Source organism: Pseudomonadota bacterium (genome assembly GCA_016719885.1).
Taxonomy (GTDB): domain Bacteria; phylum Pseudomonadota; class Gammaproteobacteria.
Window position 1 is genome coordinate 71,891 of record JADJYF010000001.1, and the last position, 22,635, is coordinate 94,525.

Sequence of the window (22,635 nt, forward strand, 5' to 3'; positions counted from 1 at the left end):
CCTGCGCGCTTCGTGAGCAACCCCATCAACGCCTCCATTCTGCTGGTTGAAGACCATCGCGATATCGCCGAGCTGGTGTTCGACTATCTCGAGGCGCGTGGCTGCAGCGTCGATTACGCGGCGGACGGTCGCGACGCCCTGCGCCTCGGCATGGACAATCCTTACGACGTGGTGGTGCTGGACATCATGCTGCCCGGCATGGACGGCCTCGAGCTGTGCCGGCGTCTGCGCGGCGAAGCGCGCCTCGCCTCGCCGGTGCTGATGCTGACCGCGCGCGACACGCTGACCGACAAGCTGGCCGGCTTCGACAGCGGCGCCGACGACTACCTGGTCAAGCCCTTCGACCTGGCCGAACTCGAGGCGCGACTGCGCTCGCTGTTGCGACGCAGCCGTGGCGGCGCGCAGGGCGAAGTGCTGGTCATCGCCGATCTCACGTTCGACACGCGCAGCATGAAGGTCAGTCGCGCGGGCCAGGACCTGGTGCTGACGCCCATTGGGCTCAAGATCCTGAAGGTGCTCATGCAGGAATCGCCGGCGGTGGTGGATCGACGCGTGATCGAACGGGCGATCTGGGGCGACCTTCCGCCCGACAGCGACGCGCTGCGCAGCCACATGTACAACCTGCGCAAGGTGGTCGACAAGCCTTTCCCGCGCGCGCTCATCCATACCTTGCACAGTGCGGGCTTCCGTCTTGCCGCCGATGAATGAGCGGCGACCGCGGCTGAATGCGCGGCTGCTGCGCGCCTTCCTGTTGCAGATAGCCTTGATCAGCGCAACCGCGGTGGCCGGTGTCTACCTTGCCGAGTTCGCGATCCGGGAAATGCTGATCGTGTCGGCGCTGGAACGCGAAGCCGATTATTTCTGGTCGCGCTACAGCATCACCGCCGATACCCCGGCGCCCAATACCAATACCCTGATCGGCTACCTGTTCACCACCAACGCCGCCGAGATCCCGGCCGAGTTCAGCAGCCTCAAGCTCGGCATCCACGATCTCAAGACCGCGGTCGGCGATTCGGTGGTGCATGTCAGCGAAGTCGACGGCAAGCGCCTGTACCTGGTGTTCGACGCCAACAACATCCAGCAGCTCGCCACATGGTTCGGCGTGGCGCCGTTGGCGCTGATGCTGGTGGTGCTGTATTCCTCGGCGTGGGTGGCCTATGGGCTGGCGCGCAAAGCGGTGTCGCCGGTGGTGCGCCTGGCGCGCCTGGTGCGCGACATCAACGTCGAAACGCCCGATCGCGCGGCGTTCGACACCACGCAACTGGCGCACGGCGCCGATACCGAAATCGAAACCCTGTCCCATGCGCTGTCCCATCTGATGGGCCGTGTCGACCAGTTGATCGAGCGCGAGCGCAATTTCACGCGCGAGGCCAGCCATGAACTGCGCAGCCCGCTGACCGTGATCCTGATGGCCTCCGACAACCTGCTCGGTCGGCCGCTGGACGACAGCGCGCGGGCGATGGTCGAGAAGATCCGCGGCGCCGCCCAGGACATGGTCGAATTGACCGAAGCGCTGCTGTTGCTGGCGCGCGAACACGAGGGGCAGCTCGCCACCGAGGTGGTGAGCGTCAACCAGGTATTGCGCCAGGAGCTGGCGCGCTGCCGCATGATCTTCGAGGCCAAGCACCTGGAATTCCGCTTCGATGAAAGCGTCGACCTTGAACTCGACGCCGCGCCGCGCCTGCTGGCCATCGTGCTTGGCAACCTGTTGCGCAACGCCTGTGCCTATACCGATGCCGGCGTCATCATCATTGCTGTCGATGCGCATCGCGTGACCATACGCGACAGCGGCATCGGCATGAGCAAGGAGAACCTGGGGCGGTTGTTCACGCCCTATTTCCGTGTATCCCAGGCGCGCGGCAGCGGCCACGGCATCGGGCTCACCCTGGTCAAGCGCATCAGCGATCGCTTCGGCTGGCGACTCGACATCGCCAGTGAACCGGAACGCGGCACGATGGTCGAGGTCGGATTGCTGGCCGCGCGCGTGGTCAAGGCGTCGTCGTCGCGCACGGCGAGCGCTTGAAATCCTTCCCGCGCGACCCCATCCCTCATCCTGTTGATTATTTTTCGGAGTGGCTTTACCACCATGATGCGTATCGGTCTATTTGTCGTCACCAACGCGGCCGTGTTGTTGGTGTTGTCCGTGGTGCTCAACGTGCTTGGGCTCAACCAGCCGGGGCACGGCACCGGCGGCATCCTGGTGATGGCCGCGGTGTTCGGCATGGGCGGCTCGCTGGTGTCGCTGTTGTTGTCCAAGAGCATGGCGGCGCGCTCGGTCGGCGCGCAAATCATCGACACGCCGCGCACCGGCGGCGAGCAGTGGCTGGTGAACACCGTGGCGCGCCTCGCCGCGGACGCCGGCATCGGCATGCCGGAAGTCGCGATCTTCGATTCACCGACGCCCAACGCCTTCGCCACCGGTGCCAACAAGGACGCCGCGCTGGTGGCGGTCTCCACCGGCCTTTTGCGCAACATGACGCAGGAGGAAGTGGAAGCGGTGCTCGGCCACGAGATCAGCCACGTGGCCAACGGTGACATGGTGACGCTGGCGCTGTTGCAGGGCATGATGAACACCTTCGTCATGGTGTTCGCCCATGTGCTGGCGGCGGCCATCGATCGTAACGACGGCCGCGAGCAGCGTGGCATGGGTTATTACATCGGTTACTACGTCGCGCAGGCGGTGCTGGGTTTCCTGGCCGCGCTGGTGGTGATGTGGTTCAGCCGCTATCGCGAATTCCGCGCCGACGCCGGTGGCGCGCACCTGGCGGGCCGCGCGAACATGATCGCGGCGCTGGAAAGGCTGAAGCGCGGCGCGGACGGCGCGTCGCTGCCGGAAGGCATGGCCGCCTTCGGCATCAGTGGCGGGCTCGGCAGTCTGCTTGCCACCCATCCGCCGCTCGAAGCGCGCATCGCCGCGTTGCGCGCGGCGGCCTGAGCCGCGCGTCGCGCACGGGCTCGGCGCGCACTTGCGTGCGCCGGCCCCACCTCGCTTTCATGCGCCGGCGGCGGGTGCGCCGGGCTTCACCAATACATCGGCGCGCATCGGGTTCCTGAAGCGCGCACCATCCTCCCCGCAATGGGCGGCAAAGCGCTCGCGCACCGCGGCGTGCACCTCCGGCGTCAGGCGATGGGCGGTGTGGGTGGCGCCGATGATGCGCTGCTCGAAGTCGGCGAAGTCGCGAAAACTGGAGGGCGCGAGGTAGAACGCCTCGGCGCCGAGTTCGAACAGGCCGTCCTCGACCGCCGCTACCAGCGCCGCGAATGCCGCTGCGCGGACTCCCTGTTCGTCATGGAACAGCCGCAGGATGTGATTGAAGTCGCCGGCAAACAGCGGCTCGGTCACGTAGAGGAAACCGCCGGGCTTGAGGATGCGATGGATCTCGCGCAGCGCGCGAGGCATCACCGCCAGCGGCACATGGTGCAGTGACTTGAACATCATCACGCCGTCGACGCTGGCGTCGGCGCAATCGATGGCTTCGGCGCCACCGTAGTGAAAGCTTACGTTGGCCAGCGGCGCGGCCGCGAGATTGAGTTCGTGCTGGATACGGTCGACCTCGTAGGCCAGCACCCGGCGACCGTGTCCGGCGCCGGCCAGTGCCCGGGTATTGGCGGCGGCGCCGCAGCCGAGTTCGACCAGCAGCTTGCCGTCGAGACTGAGCAGCTGCTCGTACATATCGCGATCACTGGCGATGCGCTCGATGTCATCGCGGATGAGTTGCATGGAAGCGGCGGCGTGGGAGGCAAGCATCGCGGAGCCCTGGCTGGCACGAAAACACGATGTTAGCCCAAGCCGCCGCAAGCCGGGCCGGGCGCGGTCCTGGCCGGCGCCCGCCCGACGACGGCGCCCGTCGCGGGCGGGCGGCGAGGACCGATGCAAGGCTCAGGAGGCGCCGCGCACCGGGATCTTGCGTGCGCGGGTGTGGGCCGCGCGCGGCAGGCTGAGATGCAGCACGCCGCGCTCGTAGTTGGCGCTGGCCTGGTTTTCATCGACCGCCACCGGCAGCGCGATGGCGCGTTCGAAACTGCCGTAGGCGCGCTCCAGCACATGGTACTGGCCGCGCTCCGAACGGCGCTCGATACGCTTCTCGCCGCGCACCACCAGGAGGTCGTCGACTACGTCGATGCGGAAGTCGTCGGGGTCCATGCCCGGCACTTCGAGACTGACCTTCACCGCGTCGTCCTCGAGCCGCACTTCGGCGGCCAGCACGCCCCAGCGCGAACTGGCCGCCAGCAGCTGGCGCTGCTCCAGATCCTGCTCGTCGCTGCGATGCACGGGGTTGAACCGGGTGATGGCCTCGCTCGCGCGTTGCGTCAATTCTCGCCAACCCTCGGCGACGCTGTCCCACGCGCGGGACAGCCCGCGCTTGATTTCTTCGATGCCGCTCATGCTGTTTCCTCCGTTGGTGTGCGAGACCACCCATGCGTGTGGCCCCGCTTGAACATGCGGGGGAAATGGCGGCCGCGAGCGCGCAATTCAAGCGCGGCGGCGACCGTCAAAAAAATTCTCGTGCGTGTCTTGAAATGTTTTTGCCTCGACCCATCTAGCCCTCAGCAAAGCAATCGAGCCGGAGGCCACCATCATGCGTACCACCATCTACGAACCCTTTTCCACCATCCGTCGCCTGCAGGACGAAATGAATCGCGCCTTCGGCGGCGCGCTCACCAACAGTGAAGACAACTCCACGTCGGCGGTCAGCCACTGGGTGCCGGCGGTGGACATCCACGAGGAACAGGATCGCTACGTCATCAGCGCCGACGTGCCGGGCGTCAACCCCGAGGCCATCGAGGTCAGCATGGAAAACGGCGTGCTGACCATCAGCGGTGAGCGTCGTTCGGAGCGTAGTGAAGAACGCGCCGGCGGTGCGCGCCGCGTCGAGCGGCTGTACGGGAATTTCTACCGGCGTTTCGCCTTGCCCGACAGCGTCGACGCAGAGAACGTCGAAGCACGCAGCGTCAACGGCGTGCTGGAAGTGGTGATTCCGAAGAAGGCCCAGGTGCAGCCGAAGAAGATCAAGGTCGGCGCCTGAGCGCGGTCTCTTTCACCGGTGGTTCGAAACACGGGGCCCGCGGGCCCCGTTTTTTTGTGCCGATGCTATCGAACCGACGCATCGCGGGAGGATACTCACCTGCGTCTACCGCCGGCCCGGGCCCGCGCACCGCGCGCCCGCCGTAGCGGGACAAGGAAGACCCCATGCGTATATTCATGCTCCTGTGTCTTGGCCTCTCCGCGGCGCGGGCGTTGGCTGTGCCCGCCGAAGTGCTGGCGCTGCAGGGGCCGGCCTGGCGTATCCATGACGGCGCGCGCAGCGCCTTGTCGCCGGGCCGGGCCCTGGCCGCGCGGGACCGCATCGAAACCGGCGCGGGTGCGCGCGTGGTCCTCAGCCTGTCGGAAGGCAGCACCGTCAAGCTCGGTGAGAACGCGACGCTGGCCTTGACCGCGCTCGTCGAGCCGCGGGCCGCCGATGGCGTGTTCAAGGGCGTGCTCGACGTCGTGCGCGGCGCATTCCGCTTCACCACCACGGTGGTCGGACGCAAGCGCGACATTCGCGCGCATGTCGGCGCCGCCACCATCGGCATACGCGGCACCGACGTGTGGGGCAAGCACGAGGACGGGCGCGACTTCGTGGTGCTGCTCGAAGGACAAATCGATATCGAGCACGATGGCGAGACGCGCGTGCTCGGCGAGCCGCGCACCCTGTTCATGGCGCCGCACGGTCAGGCCGCGCTGCCGCTGGCGCCGGTCGCGGACGCCGACCTCGCCCGTTGGGCGCAGGAGACCGAACTGCAGGAAGCAGCCGGTCAGCGCGACGCCAAGGGCGCATTTCGCCTGATGTTCAGATTGGAAACGGATGCATCGCGCGCCGCGGCGCAGGTGGCTGCACTCGCCACGGCCGGGCATGGCGCCGAAGTGATGGCCGTCGGCCCGCTGTGGCGCGCCGTCATCAAGGGCTACAGCAGCGAAGCGGACGCACGCACCGCGGCGGTGCAGGTCAGCGGCGTGGCGGGCGCGCGGCCGTGGGTGAGTCGCGAGTGAGGTGTGTGTTCAGTGCCCGCTGGCGGCGATCAGACGTCGCGAGGCGAGATGGATGTGCGCGGCTTCGAGCGCCGCGTGGATGGCGTTGTTGACCGCGTACAAGGTCTCGAAATAACGCGGCGAGCGCGCCCAGTAGCGGTAGCCCACCACCACCATGTCGTCTTCGAAGGCCTCGATGCCGATCAGCGGCGCCGGCGCCTCGAGATCGCGCGTGTGCTCGCGCACCACCGTCTCGATTGCCGCGCAAGCGGCCGCGATGTCGGCCTCCGGGTCGATACCGATGCGGCCTTCCACCAGGCGTTTTTCATAGGAGTTGCGCAGCACCTCGCCGACGATGTGCTTGTTGGGGATGATGATGTCCTCGCCGTCCTCGGCCACCAGGCGCGTCGACGACAGGCTGATGTCGGCCACCACCCCCGAGCAATCCTGCACGTTGATGGTGTCGCCGATCTTGAACATGCGGGTCAGGATCACGACCATGCCGGCGCCATAATTGGACACCGGGCCCTGGATGGCGAAGCTGGCGCCGACCGCGAGACCGCCCAGCGCCGCGATCAAAGGTGTGATGCTGATACCGAGCTTGCCGAGCGCCATGATCACGAACAGGCCGATGACCAGCACGCGCGCGGTGCTGGCGATGAACTGGCGCAGGGTGACGTCGACATGGCGACGCTCCTGAATGCGCAGCAGCGCGCGCGACACCCAGTTGGCGACCACGAAGCCGGCGATGAGAATGATGATGGCGCCGGCGATCTGGAAGGCATAGGCGACCAGGAAGTTGGTCACCAGCACGATCACCTGCTGCACGGTTCCCAGTTCCTGCGCCATCTTTCCCCCAAGCTTGCGACCAGCCGTCCCCACGGTGCCGGGCCAGCATAGGCAAATTCATGGCGCCGGTACACCGATGGGGTAAGGGAAATCCACGACCGCGGCGGTCTGCCGTGGTGCAGCACGATTTGTTAAGGTAAGCGCGTAACGCTACGAGCGCCGGGCCGATTTGCCCGCCGCCCGACCGCATTCTTACCACTGAAATCGCAAGCACGCGCCGCCCGACGAAGGCCTGGGCGCGTGGGGGAAACCGAGTAATGAGTAACGCCCAATCCACGGCACGCCAGCCGCGTATCGTGATCATCGGCGCCGGCATGGCCGGCATCCTGACCGCCATCAAGCTGCGCGAAGCCGGCTACACGGACTACACCATCTACGAGAAGACCGACAGGGTCGGCGGCACCTGGCGCGAGAACACCTACCCGGGCGTGGCCTGCGACGTGCCGGCCCATGGCTACACCTATTCCTTCGAACCCAACCCCGACTGGAGCCAGACCTTCGCGCCAGGCCCGGAGATTCACCAGTATTTCGAACGGGTCGCGCGCAAGTACGGCGTGACCGACGAGGTGCGTTTCAACGAAGAGATCCCGGAGTGCGTGTTCCGGGACGGGCGCTGGCACCTGAAGACCTCCAAGGGCCGCGAAGACGTGGCGGACGTCGTGATTGCCGCGACCGGCGTGCTGCATCATCCGGCAATCGCCGATATCCCCGGCCTCGATTCCTTCGCCGGCGCCTGCTTCCACACCGCGCGCTGGGATCACAGCGTGCCGCTGGAAGGCAAGCGCGTGGGCGTGATCGGCACCGGCTCGACCGCCATCCAGATCACCTCGGCGCTGGTCGACAAGGTCGCGCACTTTTCGCTGTTCCAGCGCACCGCGCAATGGGTGATGCCGATCGAGAACAACTTCTACACCGATCAGGACAAGCAGGATTTCCGCACCAATCCCGCGCGACTGAAAGAAGAGATCACCAAGATCACGGGCTTCTTCGATGCCTTCGCCAACGCCGTGATCGATTCCGATTCGGCCGAGATGAAGGAAATCGAGAAGGCCTGCCTGGACAATCTCGTGAACAACGTGCGCGATCCCGTCCTGCGTGAAAAGCTGCGGCCGAACTATCGCGCCGGCTGCAAGCGCATGATCTTCTCGACCGACTTCTACGAGGCCATCCAGCATCCCAATGCCAGCCTGGTGACCGAGGGCATCACGGGCATCGAGCCCAAGGGTGTGCGCACCGCCGACGGCGTGCTGCATGAACTCGACGTGTTGGTGATCGCCACCGGCTTTCGTGCCGACGCCTTCATTCGCCCGACCACGGTGCTGGGACGCAATGGCGTCAATCTCGACGACGTGTGGGAAGACCACCCGGTCGCCTACCTGTCGATCTCGATCCCGCAGTTTCCGAACTTCTTCCTGTTGAACGGCCCCAACGGGCCGGTCGGTAATTTCTCGCTGATCCGCATAGCCGAGTCGCAGGTGGCCTACGTGCTGCAGCTGCTCGAGCAGATCCGCAACGGCAAGTGCCGCGAAATCAGTGTGAGTCCGCAAGCCTCGGCGAGCTTCGAGGTCGAGCGCGGCGCCGCCGCCAAGAAGTCTATTTGGGCGACCGGCTGCAAGAGCTGGTACCTGGACAAGAACGGTGTGCCGGCGAGCTGGCCGTGGACGCCGACGCGCTTCTTCGCCGAGATGCAGGCACCGGAAACTCGAAGCGTACGAGCTGAGCTGAGAGGCGCAGGGCAGGGCGCGCGGCCCTGTCCGGCATTATGACGGCGAGCGCGGCGGCGGGCCGCGCTCAGTTCGATTCGCTGGGCGCTTCCATGAAGCGCGCCATGTAGAAGCCCTGGGCGAGCATGAACAGCACGGTCAGGGCCGGCCCGCCGAACATGTTGAAATTGACCCAGGTCTCCTCGCTGAAACGCGCTGCGACGAACAGGTTCAGCACTCCCGACAGCGCGAAGTAGCCTATCCAGCTGAAATTCAACTGCCGCCACACGCGGTCGGGCAGCTCCAGCTGCGATTCCAGCATGGCGCGAATGAAGTTCTTGCCCAGCAACACCTCACCGCCCAGCAGGATCAGACCAAACAGCCAGTCGAGCACGGTGGAGCGCCACTTGATGATGGCCGGGTCGTGGAATACCAGCGTGCCGATGCTCATCACCACCACGATCACGAGCGTGATCCACAGGATCTTGTCGACCTTGTGGCGCAGCGCGATGAGCAGGCCGACCTGGGCAAAGGTCGCGAGCATGGCCAACTGCGTGGCGCACGCCATGTCCAACTGGTCGGCGGGCAGCGGCCCGGCCAGGCCCAGCAGGCCGAGCAGGGTGTTGATGAAGGATTCGGCCAGTTCGGGCCACTCCTTCGCGCCGTAATATCCTCCGAAAAATACCAGCAGGGGAATGAGGTCGAGTAGCGATTTCATGCGCTTGAGGTCGAATCCCTGGCCATCTCGGCTGAGTTGTTTTCTTGCATGGTAAGGGCTGCGCGGTTACGGGCTTGTGAATAGGGGCACGCGCAAGGTTAAGCATTGTATCGTCGCGCTGCCACCGGTGTTTGGTCCCGGTGGCAGCAGCAAAGGTTCAACGGCGGCGGGTCAGTCGAGGGCGGCGGCCAGACGTTCGCAATAGGTTTTCAGGATCTCGACCCGCGCCCCGCGCTTGTCGTTGCCGGGTACCAGGGTCCACGGCGCGATCTCGGTGCTGGTATGCACCACCATGTCGGTCACGGCCCGCTCGTAGTCGTCCCAGCGATCGCGGTTGCGCCAGTCCTCGGCCGTGATCTTATGCTGTTTCCACGGTGTCTGTTCGCGTTCGCGAAAGCGCCTGAGCTGCTCCTGCTGGTCGATGTGCACCCAGAATTTCAGCACCAGCGTGCCGTGATCGAACAGTTGTTCCTCGAAGGAATTGATTTCGTTGTAGGCGCGTTGCCAGGCGAGATCGGTGGCGAAGCCCTCGACGCGCTCGACCAGCACGCGCCCGTACCACGAGCGGTCATAGATGGTGTGGAAGCCGCGGCGCGGTACGTGTCGCCAGAAGCGCCACAGGTAATGATGGGCTTTCTCTTCGTCGGTGGGTGCCGCCACCGAGATCACGCGATACAGACGCGCGTCCATGGCCTGCGTGACGCGCCGGATGGCGCCGCCCTTGCCGGCCGCGTCCCAGCCTTCGAACACCGCGACGGTGTTGACGCCCTTGGCGCGCGCCTTCCAGGCCAGGTCGTAGAGTTCGTCGCTGTACTGCTCCATGGCGCGGCGGTAGGCCTTGTCGTCCACGGTGGCGGCCAGGGGCACGGCCGACAGCACGCTCTGTTCGCCGGCCTTGAGCAGCGCCGGTGAACTGACGGTCACGCGACCGCTGCTGGGCGGCGCTTCGTCGAGGCGCGCCTTCAGGCGCTCGATCAGGATCTCGCCGACCCGCATGTCGCGGAAACGGGTGTTGCTGGCGTCGATGATGTGCCACGGCGAGTGCGAAACGTCGGTCTTGCGCAGGGCGCGCTCCGACACCTTCACGAAGCGGTCGTAACTCTTGGCATAGGTCTTGGTGAGCGGGCCGACCTTCACGCCCTTGCCCTTGGCGTCTTCCTCGAGGCGTTTCAGCTGGCCCTTCTTTGACAGATGGAACCACAGCTTGATGATGAGCGCGCCATCGTCGACCAGCATGTCCTCGAAATGCCGAATGCGTTCAAGTTCACGGTCGAACTTGTCGCGCTTGGAAAATTTCAGCGCGAGGTCGATGATGGGGCGCGTATACCAGGAGCCGAACAGGATGCCGATGCGGCCCTTGGGCGGCATGGCACGCCAGAAGCGCCAGTAACGCGGCCGCAGGCGCTCTTCATCGGTTTCGTCCCAGAAGGCCTGGGTCTCGAGGCCGCGCACGTCCATCCAGCGATGCAGCAGGCTGACCACGTCGCCCTTGCCGGCGCCTTCCACGCCCGACACGATGACGATGACCGGAAAGTCGGCGTCGCGCACGCGTCGCTGCAGCTCCAGCAGTTCCTGATGCACCGACGGCTCGCGCCGCTCGAATTCTTCCTTGGAGATCTTGCTGCCCAGTTCGGCGGCTTCAAACATCGACTGTTCCTCGGCACCTGCCAGATTTCACAGTAGCGAGGGCATCGCCATCGCCGCCTTGATCGCCATCAAATCCCGCGCCGACGGCGCTGTGCGCCTACACCGGCGCGATGCGCACGTGATTGTCGTGAAAGGCCGCACCGCCGGTCGGCGCGCCGGGGTCGGCGCCGGTCAGCGCGTTGATGCCGATGCCGTCTTCGAACGCCGCGTTGGGCCAGATGCTTTCCGAGACCAGCACGCCGCGCTGCAGGCCATCGAAGAGTTCGGCGTGCAGGCGCACGCGCCCACGCCCGTTGCTGAGTTCGACCTTGGCGCCGTCGGCGATGCCGAGCGCGTGCGCATCGTCGGGGTGCAGCATGACGGTCGGACGCGACTCGCGGCGCTGTGAAGTGGGGGTCTCGGTGAACGTCGAATTGAGGAATTGGCGGGCCGGCGCCGTGACCAGGCGGAACGGCAGCTCGTCGGTGGCGTTCTCGATCACGTCCCAATGGTCCGGCAGGCTCGGCATGGCGGCGGCGGCGCCCGCCGGGCCGAAACCGGCAGGCGCCGGCGCCTGCCAGTCGGCGGCGAAGTGGTAGCGCTTGTCGGCGTGACCGAAGCCATGCACGAAATGCGCATCCTCGAAACTCGGCTGGGCGTCTATCCAGTGCCGCGCTTCGAGCTCGTCGACCGTGCCCCAGCCGGATTCGCGCAAGGTCCAGTCGACGATTTCACGCGCGCTCATGTCGAAGCCGCGGTGCTCGGCGCCGACGCGTTTGGCCAGCGCGCAGATCACCTCGTGATTCGAGCGGCATTCGCCCGGCGGCGCGATGATGCGCGGCCCGAAGTGGATGTGCTGCTGGCCACCGCTCTGGTAGAGGTCGTCGTGTTCGAGAAACATGGTGGCGGGCAGCACGATGTCGGCGACCTTGGCGGTCTCGGTCATGAATTGTTCGTGCACGCACACGAACAGGTCCTTGCGCGCGAAACCACGATGCACGGTGTTGAGATCCGGCGCGACCGACATCGGGTTGGTGTTCTGGATCAGCATGGCGGTGACCGGCGGGCCGCCGCTCAAGGCCCGCGCGTCGTTGCTCAGCACCGCGCCGATGCGCGACTGGTCGAGCAGGCGCACGCTGGCATCGCGCACGTCGAGGCCGTCGATCAGCGTGCGGTTCCAATGGTAGATGGCGCCGTTGTTGAAGAACGTACCGCCGCCGCGGTGCTGCCAGGCGCCGGTGACCGCGGCGATGGAGGCGGCGGCATGCATGTTCACCGAACCGTTGCGCTGCCGCGCGAAACCGTAACCGAGCCGGAAGTAGCTGCGCGGATGGGTGCCTACCAGGTGTGCGAATTGTTCAATCTGGGCAACCGGCACGCCGCAGATGGCCTCCGCCCATTGCGGCGTGCGGGTGGCGAGATGGGCTTCGAGTTCGCGCGGGCAGTCGGTATGGCGTTCGAGGAACGCCCGGTCGGCGTGGCCATCGCGAAACAGGACGTGCATCACGGCGCAGGCCAGCGCGCCGTCGGTGCCGGGCTTCACGCACAGGAACAGGTCGGCCTGCTTGGCGGTGGCATTGCGGTAGGTGTCGATTACGACCAGCTGCGTGCCGCGTTGCTGGCGCGCGCCGAGCGCGTGGCTCATGACGTTGATCTGCGTGGCGGCGGCATTGGTGCCCCAGATCACGATCACGTCGGACTCGGCCATCTCGCGCGGATCGACGCCCGACAGTCGGCCGGTGCCGGCCACGTAGCCATTCCAGGCCAGCGTGGTGCAGATGGTCGAGTGCTGACCGGAATAGCGCTTGGCGTGGCGCAGACGGTTGATGCCGTCGCGCATCACCAGGCCCATGGTGCCGGCGTAGAAATAAGGCCACACTGCCTCGGCGCCATGGCGCTGTTCGGCGCGCAGGAAAGCTTCGGCCACTTCGTCCAGCGCGGCGTCCCAGCCGATGGGTACGAAGTCATCGCCACCCTTGGCGCCGCGGCGTTTCAGCGGCGTCATGAGGCGCGCCGGATGATGGATGCGCTCGGCGTAACGCGTGACCTTGCTGCAGATGACGCCGGCCGTGTAGCTGTTGTCGCGCGCGCCGCGCACGCGGCCGATGGTGCGCTCGTCGAGTTTCTCGACCTCGAGGGCGCAGGTCGAGGGGCAGTCGTGGGGGCAGGCGCTGTGATGAAATGCCATGGCAAGCTCCGAAAGCGGGATGAGCGGTGCGCGCGCCGGCGATGGCGGTCGAAATCCGGCCCAAGGGTGCGCGCGGGCACGGTATCCTAGCATCGCCCACGGCGGCGCAGGGGCGTCGGCATTTGTTCGGACCTGGAGTCAGCACTCGATGCACACGCAACACACGGTGGCAGGCGGCGACGCTCTCGCGCTCAACGTCATGGAATGGGGACGTCGCGATGGCCCGGCCATCGTCTTCATCCATGGCTGGTCGCAGGCCACGCTGTGCTGGAGCAAGCAATACGAGAGCAGTCTCGCCGAGCATTTCCGCCTCATCGCCTTCGACCTGCGCGGCCACGGCATGTCGGCGGCGCCAACCGAAGCCGCCTGCTACCAGCAATCGCGACTGTGGGCGGCCGATCTCAAGGCCGTGCTCACCGCGCTCGAGGTCGGGCCGGCGGTGCTGGTCGGCTGGTCCTACGGCAGCTTGGTGATCGGTGATTATCTCAATGCCTATGGCGCCGCCGGCATTGCCGGTATCAACCTGGTGGGAAGCGCGGTGCGCTTCGGCGAGCAGGCGCTCGGCGCCTATATCGGTGGCGGCTTCAGCGAGACCTTCCCGCGCGCCATCTCGCGTGACCTGACGGTCAGCATCGATGCCATGCGCGAATTCATCAACCGCTGCTTCCTGGTGAAGATGTCGCGCGAGGATTACGAGCGCGTGCTGTGCTTCAACATGACGGCGCGGCCCGATGTGCGCGCGGCCATGGTGCTGCGTGACGACATCGCCATGGAGGCCGCGCTCGCCGCCTACCATGGCCCCCTGTTATTGAGCCATGGACGCCTGGACAGCATGACCTTGCCATCCTGCGCCGAACTCGCCAGCACGCTGTGCCCGCAGGCGCGGCTGTCGTGGTACGACGACGTCGGCCACGGCCCGTTTTTCGAGGCGCCGGAGCGCTTCAATCGCGAACTCGCCGCCTTCGTGCGCTCGGTATGTCCCTGAGCGCTGGCGCGGGTTGTTCTTAGCACATCCTTTCGACGGAGACAGAAAGCCATGAAACTCGACGGACCCCTGGTCAGCACCAACTGGCTCGCGCAGCATCTGGCCGATCCGCGCCTGCGCCTTTTCGATGCGACGATTTTTCTCAAGCACAAGCCGGAAGGCGGCTACATCCCCGACAGCGGACGCGCGCAGTGGCAGGTCGAACACATTCCGGGGGCGGGCTTCCTCGACGTCTACCAGGAACTGTCGGACACGACGCGCGAGGTGTCGTTCATGATGCCGGCGCCGCGCGACTTCGCCGCGCGCATGGCCGCCCACGGCGTCAGCGATGACAGCGCCGTCGTGCTCTACAACCAGGGCTTTCCGATGTGGGCGACGCGCGTGTGGTGGATGCTGCGTTCCATAGGCTTCGACAATGTCGCGGTGCTCGACGGCGGCTACGAGAAGTGGAAGAAGGAAGGGCGCCCGGTGACGGCCGAAGTCACCCATCATGCGCCCGGCAGCTTGAGCGTGCGACCGCGCCCCGACATGTGGGTCGACAAGGACGCGATGCTTGAAGTGGTGGCGGGCAAGGGCCCGGTGACCGTGAACGCGCTGGCTCCGGCGGTCTACAGCGGCGAGAAGAACCAGTATGGCCGCGCCGGCCATCTGCCCGGTACCTACAACGTCTACTACGGCGACCTGCTCGATCCCGCGACCGGCGAATTCCTGCCGCCGGAAAAGCTGCGCCCGCTGTTTGCCCAGAGCGGCGCGCTCGACAGCGAACGCGTGATCGCCTACTGCGGCGGCGGCATCTCCGCCACCATGGACGCGCTCGCCATGCTGGTGTGCGGCCAGGACAAGGTCGCCATCTACGACGGTTCGATGTCGGAATGGGTCAAGGATCCGTCCTTGCCGCTGAAGCTCGGCATGGAGCCCTGAGCCATGGCGGCGAACGCAATGCAAGAAGGAGCGCACCAGCGTGGATAGCGAACAACGCGTCAGTTACACCGTCGCCGACGGCATCGCCAACATCGCCATGCGGCGCGCGCCGGTCAATGCCATCGATCACCCGATGATCGACGCCATCCATGCCGCCATGCGCCGCGCCGAGCAGGACGACGAGGTGCGCGTGATCCTGATCACCAGCGCCCTCGACGGCATGTTCTGCGGCGGCATGGATCTCAAGATGGTGGCGCGCGGCGATGCGCTGGATCTGCGCAACTTCGTCTACAAGTTCTACATGGAGACCATGGATATCCAGTACCGCGCCAGCAAGCCCAGCATCGCGGTGGTCAACGGTCCAGCGCGCGGCGCCGGCATGACGCTCGCCATCAACTGCGACATGACGGTGGCGGCCGACGACATCGATCTCGGCTATCCCGAAATAGACGTCGGCGTGATTCCCGCCATCCATTACGCGCACCTGCCGCGCCAGGTCAGCCGCGCCAAGGCTTTCGAGCTGTTGTTCTGTGGCACCCCCATCACCGCCGCCGAGGCGGCCGAACTCGGCATCATCAACTACGCGGTGCCGCGCGCGCACTTGATGGACAAGGCGCTCGAGCTCGCGCGCGTACTGGCCGCCAAGTCGCCGACCATCATGGCGCTGGGGCGCGCGTCCTTCATGCGCGCCAATGATCTCGACTACCGGCGCAATGTCGAGAACCAGATTGAAACGCTGTGCAACGTGTTCTCCACCGCCGACGGCCGCGAAGGCTTGAATGCCTTCGTCGAAAAGCGCAAACCGCGCTGGTCGGGAGCGTGGCGCGGCACGCGCCCGACCACCTCCTGAATCGAAGGACCCGTCATGACTGCACCGGTACTGCTCGTCGACAAGGCCGATGGCCTTGCCGTGCTCACGCTCAATCGCCCCGAGCGCCTCAATGCCCTGTCGCTGGAATTACGCCAGGCCCTGTTTGAAACCTTCGCGGCGCTGGAAGCCGATGGCGAGACGCGCGTGGTGATCCTGACCGGCGCCGGGCGCGCCTTCAGCGCCGGGCTCGACCTTGCGGAACTCGGCAGCGGCGCCGCCATTCACGGTCGCAAGCAGCCGTGGGCCGATACCGGCGCGGCGGTGCGCTCGTTCAGCGGCCCGGTGATCGGCGCGATCAACGGCGCGGCGGTGACCGGCGGCTTCGAAATTGCGCTGTGCTGCGACATGCTGATCGCTTCCAGCAACGCACGTTTCGCCGACACCCACGGCCGCGTCGGCCTGCTTGCTGGCTGGGGTCTGAGTCAGCGCCTGTCGCGCATGATCGGCCTGGCGCGCGCCAAGGAGTTGTCCTTGACCGGCAATTTCCTCGACGCGGCGACCGCCGAACGCTGGGGCCTGGTCAACCGCGTGGTGGCGCCGGATGCCTTGCTGGCCACCTGCCGCGAACTGGCGGCCGCGATGCTCAGCGTCGCGCCGGAATTCCTGCCGCTCTACAAACGTGTGATCGACGAGGGCTATCACATGGATCTCGGCGCGGCCATGGCTTTCGAAGCGCGTGAGTCGCGCGCCTGGAACGACGGCGTGAGCGCGGCCTCGATCGAAGCTCGGCGCGGCCAGATCATGGCGCGCGGCAAGCAGCAGGTCAGCGACTGAGGACGGTGGCTGGCGTCGCGCGGCGGTAGGCCGTCAACAACACGTGCAACATGAGGGCATTGAGCAGATGCCAGAGCAGATGCGTGCCTGACGGCCAGCGCGTGCACAGCGCGAGGTCGACGCTGCGCGCCACCAGCGACGGCAGGAACAAGAGCGCCGCCGCCAGCACGTCGAGTCGTGCTCGCAGGCGCCAGTGCGCGATGCCCAGCATCAGCAAGGCCACGGCCGCCGGCGCATAGGCGAGCGAGCCGTTGAACAGAGGTGGCGCCTGCGCGGCGAGCGTCAGCGCCACGACGTACAGCAACAGGCAGACGCCGCGCGCCGGCAGCGACCAGCGCGCCACTCGTTCCAGATACAAACCCAGAAAGCACAGTTGAAACAGCCCGATGGGCAGTACGTCCAGCCACTGCGTCATGGCCGTGGCGAAGGCATGGAAGAGGGTGCTGCCGACGCCGATGGCGCCGAGCAGGGCGGCCAGCAGGCGCTGATCCCGATGCTGGCCCGCGCGTCGCCAGCCTAGCCAGGCGGCCAGCAGGAAGGCGAGATTGGTGACGGTGTTGAAAGGCTCGCCGAGCAGGCCCGGCGCAAGACGTTCGCAATAGACGCTGACGGTGGTCACGGCAGGCGCTGCCCCTGCACGTCGTCAGGCATGCGCCGCCGCGTGCCGCGGCGGCGCATGGAGGTTCACTCCGAGCTCGGCCACACGTCTTCCAGGCTGCGCAGCGCACCCACGGCATTCGGCCAGCCGGCGTAGTGCGCGGCGTGGGTGATCATTTCCACCAGCTTGTCGCGCGGAATGCCGAGACGTCGCGCGGCGGCAAAATGAAACCGCTGTTCCGGTTCACGCGCCAGCGCGACGAGAATGGTGCAGGTCACCAGTGAGCGCTCTTCCAGGGCCAAGGCTTCACCCTGCCACACGTCGCCGAACAGGTGCTCCAGGGTGTAGTTGCGGAAGCGCTCGGGAAAACGGTCGAGCGCGGCCGGCGTGGCGGTCAGTCGTTCGAGCAGGGCGCGGCCTTTAGCCGCCTGTTCTTCACTCATCGTTGGATTCCTCGGCAGTGGACGGTAAGCGCGTGTGTCTTCGCAGGCGCTACGGGGTGATAAAAAAATCGCCACCCGGCTGCTGGTGGTGTTGCTTGAATTTAAGCACAGCAGCCGGGTAGGCGAGGTGACCGTTCAGCGCGTGGCGCCGTGGTGTGGCGCGGGCGCGCGCGGACGAAAGCGCAATGTGGAATGAGCCCTGGAGATGAGTGAGAGCATCCTTGTCGTGTGGCGTACCACGGGCCGCATCATGCTCAACGCCTGCAGGCGGGAGCAGTTCGGAAGCGTCCAGGCAATTGGGAAAGCGAACGCGCGGCGCGGGAAGCGGGCAAACAAGCGGTCGAAAATGCCGCTCTCGGATCATGTCCCGGTGCTCATGCGATGGCTTGCGTAAAAGTCACTGCCAGACTGTCTGCCACAAAGGATACGTCAGGTTTGACGCTTGTGCACTACCTGTAGTGGTGGCGGGCCCTGTCGGCGCAAGACTACGTGTGCCTGCCGGGGCGCCCGGCGCTAGCTTTCGTGGGGCTGCCGACCCGCGGCGAGAGCGCTCAGGTAAGCGGCGAACTCGGCGTTTTCACCGCGCAACAGCTGCGGCAGCGCGTCGCGAAAATCGGCGCGCTGACACCATTCGCTCATGTAGTCCTCCCACGACTGCCACAGGCGACGCTGGCGCGTGCTCATGTCGGGTTCGTAGAGCAGCAGGTAGGCGCGCTCGAACAGCGACACCAGCATGCTGAAAATGATCAGCATGCGTTCGCGCTGTTCGGCGCTCAGTGAAGGTGTCTGCTCGTCGGAGAACAGGCGCAGTTCAGAATGATCGAGCGCGGTCTTGAGGAAGTCCTGGTAGTTGTCGGACAGCAGTTGATAAACCGCTTCCTCCTCGTTGTCGCGCTCCTTGCGCTGCTCGTAGACGAACACCGCGATGGCGAGCGGCAGGCCGATTACCGTCACCACGTAACTCAGCAACTCCCAGCTTTCGAGATTCATGGAGCGCCTCCAGCGGCACACGGCCCGGCCTTGCCAAGCGCGCCGCGCTCAGGCGCGCGCCACACGCACCACCGTCGAGTGCACGCTGGTGCTCCCCGCCATGTCGGCGGCGCGCGCCGGGTGGATGAAATTGACGTTCATGTGGTTGCCTTCCAGCGAAGGCCAGCGTCCCTTGTAGGACAGCACCGTGCCCGGCAGCACGTTCTCGTCGAGCCGCGCCACGAGGCGCAGTTCGCCGGTGTCGTTGCCGACCGTGACCGTCGCGCCCTCGCGCACGCCGATGCGCACTGCATCGCTGGGGTTGATATGCAGGGCGGCCGGGCCGCTGCGCTCGACGATGTGCGGGTCGTTGGCGTAGGAATCGTTCATCAACCACTTCGAGGCCGGGGTCAGCAGTCGGAAATGACCATCGGGCGGTGGCGTGTCTGCCCACGGCCGCGGCGCGCGCGGCAGACCCATGGCGACGGCCTGCTCGGAGGCGATTTCGATGCGCCCGCTCGGTGTTTCGAATTGTCGGTCGGCGTACCAGATCTGCGGGCTGTCACCCAGCGTGAAATGCCCGCGACGCTTCAACTCGTCGAAGTCATAGCCGAGCTGCATCTGCGCCATCATGGCGTCGAGCAGGGCGCGGTCGGATTCGAACAGCGCCGCTTCGTCGAAGTCGAGGGCGCGCGCCAGGCGCCGGAAGATTTCCGCGTTGGGCAGCGCCTCGCCGAGCGGCTCATCGACCTTGGCCTGCGCACCCATGGTGAGGTGGAAATAGCTGAACGTGAGGTCGTCGTATTCGAGAAAACTCGCCGCCGGCAGGACGATGTCGGCATGGCGGGCGCTGTCGGTCATGAACAGGTCCGACACCACCATGAACAGGTCCTTGCGGTTCAGCGCCGCGCGCAAGCGTGACTGTTCCGGCGCCGATGCCAGCGGATTGGTGTTCCATGAAAAGAACACCTTGAATTCATCGGGCGCTTCGAGGCGCGCGGCAAGTTCCATGTGGCTGACCTTACGAATCTCGCGCGATGCGAGCTGGCCGCCGCCCAACCAGCCGAGATCGACGCCGGCGAACAAGGGCGTGACGTTGAGGTAATAGAAGCCCGCGCCGGGCTTGCCGACGTTGCCGGTCAAGGCCGGCAGCAGGCCGATGGCGCGCATCACGTTGCCGCCGGTGGCCTGGCGTTGCAGACCTTGGCCACACCACAACAGCGACGGACCGGCGCCGTAGATGTCGGCCGCGGCCATGATGTCGGCCGCCGGTACGCCGGTCTGCGCTTCGCCCCAGGCCGGCGTCGCGCACTCGATGTCGAGTTCGATTTCGTCGATGCCGAGGGTGTGCCTGGCGATGAAGTCGTCATCAAAATGACCGTTGCGCTTGAGGCAATGCAGGAGACTGAAGGCCAGCGCCGCGTCGGTGCCGGGGCGTGGCTGCAGGTGCAGATCGGCGGCGGCCGCGGTTTCGGTGCGCAGCGGATCGACCACCACCACCTTGCCCGGCGCCTCGGCCAGCCAATGCTCATGGGCATGCGGCGCGGAGTGCGAGGGATTGGCGCCCCACACCAATATGCAGCGGGCATCGCGCGCGGTGCGCGGATCGAAGCCCTGGATGGAACTGCCGTAGAGCAAGGTCCAGGCGGTGTGGCCGGCGGCGTTGCAGATGCTGTCCGGATCGACTTCGGAGGCGCCGATGTAATTGAACAGCCGGTTCGGAAACAGGTAGCCGATCAGTGACAGCGTGCCGGAGTAATGGGTGTGCAATATCGATTGCGGGCCATGGGTGTCGATGGCGGCGCGCATGTGCCTGGCGACGGTGGTGAGCGCTTCGTCCCAGGAGATCCTGACGAAGTCGTTGCCGCCCTTGCGCCCGATGCGCTTCAGCGGAAATTGCAGGCGTGCATTGGGGTCTTGCCACACGCCGTTGTAGGCCACCGCGCACTTGCTGCACAGCTTGCCGCGCGATACGGGATGGTCCGCATCGCCAAGCACGCGATGACGTCCCCCCGCGCGTTTCTCCACCACGATGCCGCAGCCGTCGTAGCAATCGCGCGGACAATTGGTCTTGATGGTTACGGACATGATCGGCCTCCCCAGGCATCGCGACAGCCCGCATGTAAACACAGGCACAGTTCAGCGGCAATTACATGGAAAGTCATAACGAGGGGTTGACTTGGCGGGTGCTGCGGTGGAATAAAAGCACGGCTGTCGTACGGTTTTGCCGCCGTTTCAAATCGAGTCCGCGGCCCGTGTCTTCGTGCAGGGAATCCATAATTCGAGGGAGGAGCGATCATGAGTCTGATGAGTGAATTCAAGGATTTTGCCGTCAAGGGCAACGTCGTGGACATGGCGGTCGGCATCATCGTCGGCGGCGCTTTCGGCAAAATCGTGTCGTCGTTCGTGGGCGACGTCGTGATGCCGCCCCTGGGCATGCTGATGGGCGGCGTCAACTTCACCGATCTCGCGATCGTATTGAAGGAAGCGCAGGGTGAGACGGCGGCGGTGGCCATCAAGTACGGCGCATTCCTGCAGACGGTGTTCGACTTCCTGATCGTCGCGTTCGCGATCTTCATCGCCGTCAAGGCCATGAACACCATGAAGCGCATGCGCGAAAGCGAGGAAGCCGCGGCACCGCCGCCGGCACCGCCGGCGCCGTCCGCCGAAGAGAAGCTGCTCACCGAAATCCGCGACCTGCTGGCCAGGCGCTGAGCCTGCGCGACGGTCATCGCCCGCCGGCGGTGGCCGTCTTGCCGATGGCGTGCGGCGCTTGCCAGGGCGCGGGTCATCGCGCGACAGTGCCGGGCACCGCCATCCTGGAGTGCCGTTCATGCAGGTCGAACCCTTCCGTATCCATGTCGACGAGGCCGTGCTCGCCGATCTCAAGGCGCGCCTCGGCCGCGCGCGCTTTCCGAGCCAGGTGCGCGATGCCGGCTGGGCCTATGGCGCGAACGTCGCGTTCATGCGCGAACTGGTCGAATACTGGCTGGATGGCTACGACTGGCGCGCGCAGGAAGCGCGCCTGAATCGCTTCCCGCACTTCCTCGCCGATGTCGACGGCCGCAAGCTTCACTATATCCATGCGCGCGCCACGCGCGACGATGCCCTGACCCTGGTCTTGAGCCATGGCTGGCCGGGCTCGGTGTTCGAATTCGACAAGGTCATCGAGCCGCTCACGCGTCCCGAGCTTCACGGCGGTGATGCGGCCGACGCCTTTCACGTGATCTGTCCGTCCCTGACCGGCTACGGCTGGTCCGAACCCTGGCTGGAAGAAGGCTGTGACATTCGCATGGTCGCCGAGCGGCAGGTCAAACTCATGGCCGGACTCGGCATCGCGCGCTACGGCGTGCAGGGCGGTGACTGGGGCGGCCTGGTCAGCCCCTACATGGCAGTCATCGCGCCCGAACAGGTGGTCGGCGTCCACCTCAACATGTGTTCGACCGCTTCCACCGACGACCCCGAGGAAGCGCGCGCGCAGGGCGTGATCCCGGGCCGTACCTGCATCAGTCGCGAGTACTACTACGAGCATCGCGGCTATGCCGTCATCCAGAGCCTGAAACCCGATCAGCTGGCTTTCGCCCTGAACGATTCGCCGCTCGGCCTCGCCGCGTGGATAGTGCAGAGCTTCTACGCCTGGGGCGATATCGATGGCGACATCGAGAGCCGCTTCAGCAAGGACGACCTCATCACCAACATCATGATCTACTGGCTGACCGAATCCATGCCTTCGGCCATCCGCCTGTATCGTGAATCGATGCAGACGCGACGCTTCGGCCCGCCCGACACCTATATCGCGGCGCCGACCGGCGTAGCCCTGTTCAAGGACATCCCACGGCCCAAGCGTGCCTGGGCCGAGCGCCAGTACAACATCACGCGCTGGACCGAGATGCCGTCGGGCGGACACTTCGCCGCGCTCGAGGAGCCCGAGCTGCTGGTCGAGGACGTGCGCGCGTTTTTCCGTACCTTGCGGTAGG

The 22,635-nt window shown here is 65.9% G+C and carries 22 protein-coding genes; 12 read left to right on the top strand and 10 right to left on the bottom strand.

Annotation, left to right across the window (positions count from 1 at the left end; translation table 11 throughout):
* The first annotated feature begins 24 nt into the window (after window positions 1-24).
* The 3 genes from IPM80_00350 (at window position 25) to htpX (ending at window position 2,935) form a co-directional block, all read left to right on the top strand.
* Entirely contained in the window at window positions 25-708 is a 684-nt protein-coding gene (locus IPM80_00350) for a response regulator transcription factor (protein ID MBK8956894.1), read from the top strand.
* Entirely contained in the window at window positions 692-2,023 is a 1,332-nt protein-coding gene (locus IPM80_00355; protein MBK8956895.1) for a HAMP domain-containing histidine kinase, read from the top strand. Before IPM80_00350 ends, IPM80_00355 begins: the two co-directional genes overlap by 17 nt.
* 63 nt (window positions 2,024-2,086) lie before the next feature.
* Complete coding sequence (htpX, locus tag IPM80_00360; GenBank protein ID MBK8956896.1) at window positions 2,087-2,935, top strand: protease HtpX; 849 nt, start codon at window positions 2,087-2,089, stop codon at window positions 2,933-2,935.
* A 57-nt stretch (window positions 2,936-2,992) separates the two neighbouring features.
* On the opposite strand, the gene IPM80_00365 is transcribed toward htpX, so the two are convergent.
* Window positions 2,993-3,721 carry a class I SAM-dependent methyltransferase gene (locus IPM80_00365; protein MBK8956897.1) on the bottom strand — a complete coding sequence of 243 codons (729 nt, stop codon included), beginning with the start codon at window positions 3,719-3,721 and terminating at the stop codon, window positions 2,993-2,995.
* Between the two features lie 159 nt (window positions 3,722-3,880).
* A complete protein-coding gene (locus IPM80_00370) occupies window positions 3,881-4,387 on the bottom strand; it encodes an Hsp20/alpha crystallin family protein (GenBank protein MBK8956898.1) in 507 nt (168 codons plus the stop codon).
* A 193-nt stretch (window positions 4,388-4,580) separates the two neighbouring features.
* Here IPM80_00370 and IPM80_00375 point away from each other — a divergent pair, with 193 nt between their 5' ends.
* Together IPM80_00375 and IPM80_00380 are read left to right on the top strand one after the other, a co-directional pair.
* Window positions 4,581-5,027 (top strand): Hsp20/alpha crystallin family protein, encoded by a 447-nt coding sequence (locus IPM80_00375; protein MBK8956899.1) that lies wholly within the window; start codon window positions 4,581-4,583, stop codon window positions 5,025-5,027.
* Between the two features lie 164 nt (window positions 5,028-5,191).
* On the top strand, window positions 5,192-6,034 hold the full coding sequence (locus IPM80_00380) for a FecR domain-containing protein (protein MBK8956900.1): 843 nt from the start codon (window positions 5,192-5,194) through the stop codon (window positions 6,032-6,034).
* Window positions 6,035-6,043: 9 nt separating this feature from the next.
* Here the strand turns inward: IPM80_00380 and IPM80_00385 are convergent, their stop codons facing one another.
* Window positions 6,044-6,862: a mechanosensitive ion channel gene (locus IPM80_00385; protein MBK8956901.1), complete on the bottom strand. Its 819-nt coding sequence runs from the start codon at window positions 6,860-6,862 to the stop codon at window positions 6,044-6,046.
* 257 nt (window positions 6,863-7,119) lie between these two features.
* Here IPM80_00385 and IPM80_00390 point away from each other — a divergent pair, with 257 nt between their 5' ends.
* On the top strand, window positions 7,120-8,628 hold the full coding sequence (locus IPM80_00390) for an NAD(P)/FAD-dependent oxidoreductase (protein ID MBK8956902.1): 1,509 nt from the start codon (window positions 7,120-7,122) through the stop codon (window positions 8,626-8,628).
* 25 nt (window positions 8,629-8,653) lie between these two features.
* On the opposite strand, the gene IPM80_00395 is transcribed toward IPM80_00390, so the two are convergent.
* The 3 genes from IPM80_00395 to IPM80_00405 all read right to left on the bottom strand — a co-directional run bounded on the left by IPM80_00395 (window position 8,654) and on the right by IPM80_00405 (window position 13,097).
* Entirely contained in the window at window positions 8,654-9,283 is a 630-nt protein-coding gene (locus IPM80_00395) for a septation protein A (protein MBK8956903.1), read from the bottom strand.
* A 171-nt stretch (window positions 9,284-9,454) separates the two neighbouring features.
* Complete coding sequence (gene pap / locus IPM80_00400) at window positions 9,455-10,930, bottom strand: polyphosphate:AMP phosphotransferase (GenBank protein MBK8956904.1); 1,476 nt, start codon at window positions 10,928-10,930, stop codon at window positions 9,455-9,457.
* Window positions 10,931-11,027: 97 nt separating this feature from the next.
* Entirely contained in the window at window positions 11,028-13,097 is a 2,070-nt protein-coding gene (locus IPM80_00405) for a molybdopterin oxidoreductase family protein (protein ID MBK8956905.1), read from the bottom strand.
* Window positions 13,098-13,245: 148 nt separating this feature from the next.
* Between IPM80_00405 and IPM80_00410 the strand changes: the two genes are divergently transcribed.
* The 4 genes from IPM80_00410 to IPM80_00425 all read left to right on the top strand — a co-directional run bounded on the left by IPM80_00410 (window position 13,246) and on the right by IPM80_00425 (window position 16,648).
* Window positions 13,246-14,082 (top strand): alpha/beta hydrolase, encoded by an 837-nt coding sequence (locus tag IPM80_00410; protein MBK8956906.1) that lies wholly within the window; start codon window positions 13,246-13,248, stop codon window positions 14,080-14,082.
* Window positions 14,083-14,133: 51 nt separating this feature from the next.
* Window positions 14,134-15,003: a sulfurtransferase gene (locus IPM80_00415; protein ID MBK8956907.1), complete on the top strand. Its 870-nt coding sequence runs from the start codon at window positions 14,134-14,136 to the stop codon at window positions 15,001-15,003.
* A gap of 97 nt (window positions 15,004-15,100) precedes the next feature.
* On the top strand, window positions 15,101-15,853 hold the full coding sequence (locus IPM80_00420; protein MBK8956908.1) for an enoyl-CoA hydratase/isomerase family protein: 753 nt from the start codon (window positions 15,101-15,103) through the stop codon (window positions 15,851-15,853).
* A 15-nt stretch (window positions 15,854-15,868) separates the two neighbouring features.
* Entirely contained in the window at window positions 15,869-16,648 is a 780-nt protein-coding gene (locus IPM80_00425; protein ID MBK8956909.1) for an enoyl-CoA hydratase, read from the top strand.
* Here IPM80_00425 and IPM80_00430 read toward each other — a convergent pair.
* From IPM80_00430 to IPM80_00445, 4 genes are all read right to left on the bottom strand, one after another.
* Window positions 16,638-17,267 carry a ceramidase domain-containing protein gene (locus IPM80_00430; GenBank protein ID MBK8956910.1) on the bottom strand — a complete coding sequence of 210 codons (630 nt, stop codon included), beginning with the start codon at window positions 17,265-17,267 and terminating at the stop codon, window positions 16,638-16,640. The two genes, IPM80_00425 and IPM80_00430, sit on opposite strands and share 11 nt — an antisense overlap.
* A gap of 65 nt (window positions 17,268-17,332) precedes the next feature.
* Complete coding sequence (locus IPM80_00435; GenBank protein ID MBK8956911.1) at window positions 17,333-17,689, bottom strand: carboxymuconolactone decarboxylase family protein; 357 nt, start codon at window positions 17,687-17,689, stop codon at window positions 17,333-17,335.
* 513 nt (window positions 17,690-18,202) lie between these two features.
* Entirely contained in the window at window positions 18,203-18,679 is a 477-nt protein-coding gene (locus IPM80_00440; GenBank protein ID MBK8956912.1) for a hypothetical protein, read from the bottom strand.
* 48 nt (window positions 18,680-18,727) lie between these two features.
* Window positions 18,728-20,746: a molybdopterin-dependent oxidoreductase gene (locus tag IPM80_00445; GenBank protein ID MBK8956913.1), complete on the bottom strand. Its 2,019-nt coding sequence runs from the start codon at window positions 20,744-20,746 to the stop codon at window positions 18,728-18,730.
* A gap of 216 nt (window positions 20,747-20,962) precedes the next feature.
* Between IPM80_00445 and mscL the strand changes: the two genes are divergently transcribed.
* Together mscL and IPM80_00455 are read left to right on the top strand one after the other, a co-directional pair.
* Entirely contained in the window at window positions 20,963-21,373 is a 411-nt protein-coding gene (gene mscL / locus IPM80_00450) for a large-conductance mechanosensitive channel protein MscL (protein ID MBK8956914.1), read from the top strand.
* Window positions 21,374-21,491: 118 nt separating this feature from the next.
* Complete coding sequence (locus IPM80_00455; protein MBK8956915.1) at window positions 21,492-22,634, top strand: epoxide hydrolase; 1,143 nt, start codon at window positions 21,492-21,494, stop codon at window positions 22,632-22,634.
* Window position 22,635 lies beyond the last annotated feature (1 nt).

Coding starts and splice junctions, on each gene's coding strand:
- htpX (MBK8956896.1), top strand. CDS start 2,087: ATGATGCGTATCGGTCTATTTGTCGTCACCAACGCGGCCGTGTTGTTG.
- IPM80_00365 (MBK8956897.1), bottom strand. CDS start 3,721: ATGCAACTCATCCGCGATGACATCGAGCGCATCGCCAGTGATCGCGAT.
- IPM80_00370 (MBK8956898.1), bottom strand. CDS start 4,387: ATGAGCGGCATCGAAGAAATCAAGCGCGGGCTGTCCCGCGCGTGGGAC.
- IPM80_00375 (MBK8956899.1), top strand. CDS start 4,581: ATGCGTACCACCATCTACGAACCCTTTTCCACCATCCGTCGCCTGCAG.
- IPM80_00380 (MBK8956900.1), top strand. CDS start 5,192: ATGCGTATATTCATGCTCCTGTGTCTTGGCCTCTCCGCGGCGCGGGCG.
- IPM80_00385 (MBK8956901.1), bottom strand. CDS start 6,862: ATGGCGCAGGAACTGGGAACCGTGCAGCAGGTGATCGTGCTGGTGACC.
- IPM80_00390 (MBK8956902.1), top strand. CDS start 7,120: ATGAGTAACGCCCAATCCACGGCACGCCAGCCGCGTATCGTGATCATC.
- IPM80_00395 (MBK8956903.1), bottom strand. CDS start 9,283: ATGAAATCGCTACTCGACCTCATTCCCCTGCTGGTATTTTTCGGAGGA.
- pap (MBK8956904.1), bottom strand. CDS start 10,930: ATGTTTGAAGCCGCCGAACTGGGCAGCAAGATCTCCAAGGAAGAATTC.
- IPM80_00405 (MBK8956905.1), bottom strand. CDS start 13,097: ATGGCATTTCATCACAGCGCCTGCCCCCACGACTGCCCCTCGACCTGC.
- IPM80_00410 (MBK8956906.1), top strand. CDS start 13,246: ATGCACACGCAACACACGGTGGCAGGCGGCGACGCTCTCGCGCTCAAC.
- IPM80_00415 (MBK8956907.1), top strand. CDS start 14,134: ATGAAACTCGACGGACCCCTGGTCAGCACCAACTGGCTCGCGCAGCAT.
- IPM80_00420 (MBK8956908.1), top strand. CDS start 15,101: ATGCGGCGCGCGCCGGTCAATGCCATCGATCACCCGATGATCGACGCC.
- IPM80_00425 (MBK8956909.1), top strand. CDS start 15,869: ATGACTGCACCGGTACTGCTCGTCGACAAGGCCGATGGCCTTGCCGTG.
- IPM80_00435 (MBK8956911.1), bottom strand. CDS start 17,689: ATGAGTGAAGAACAGGCGGCTAAAGGCCGCGCCCTGCTCGAACGACTG.
- IPM80_00440 (MBK8956912.1), bottom strand. CDS start 18,679: ATGAATCTCGAAAGCTGGGAGTTGCTGAGTTACGTGGTGACGGTAATC.
- IPM80_00445 (MBK8956913.1), bottom strand. CDS start 20,746: ATGTCCGTAACCATCAAGACCAATTGTCCGCGCGATTGCTACGACGGC.
- IPM80_00455 (MBK8956915.1), top strand. CDS start 21,492: ATGCAGGTCGAACCCTTCCGTATCCATGTCGACGAGGCCGTGCTCGCC.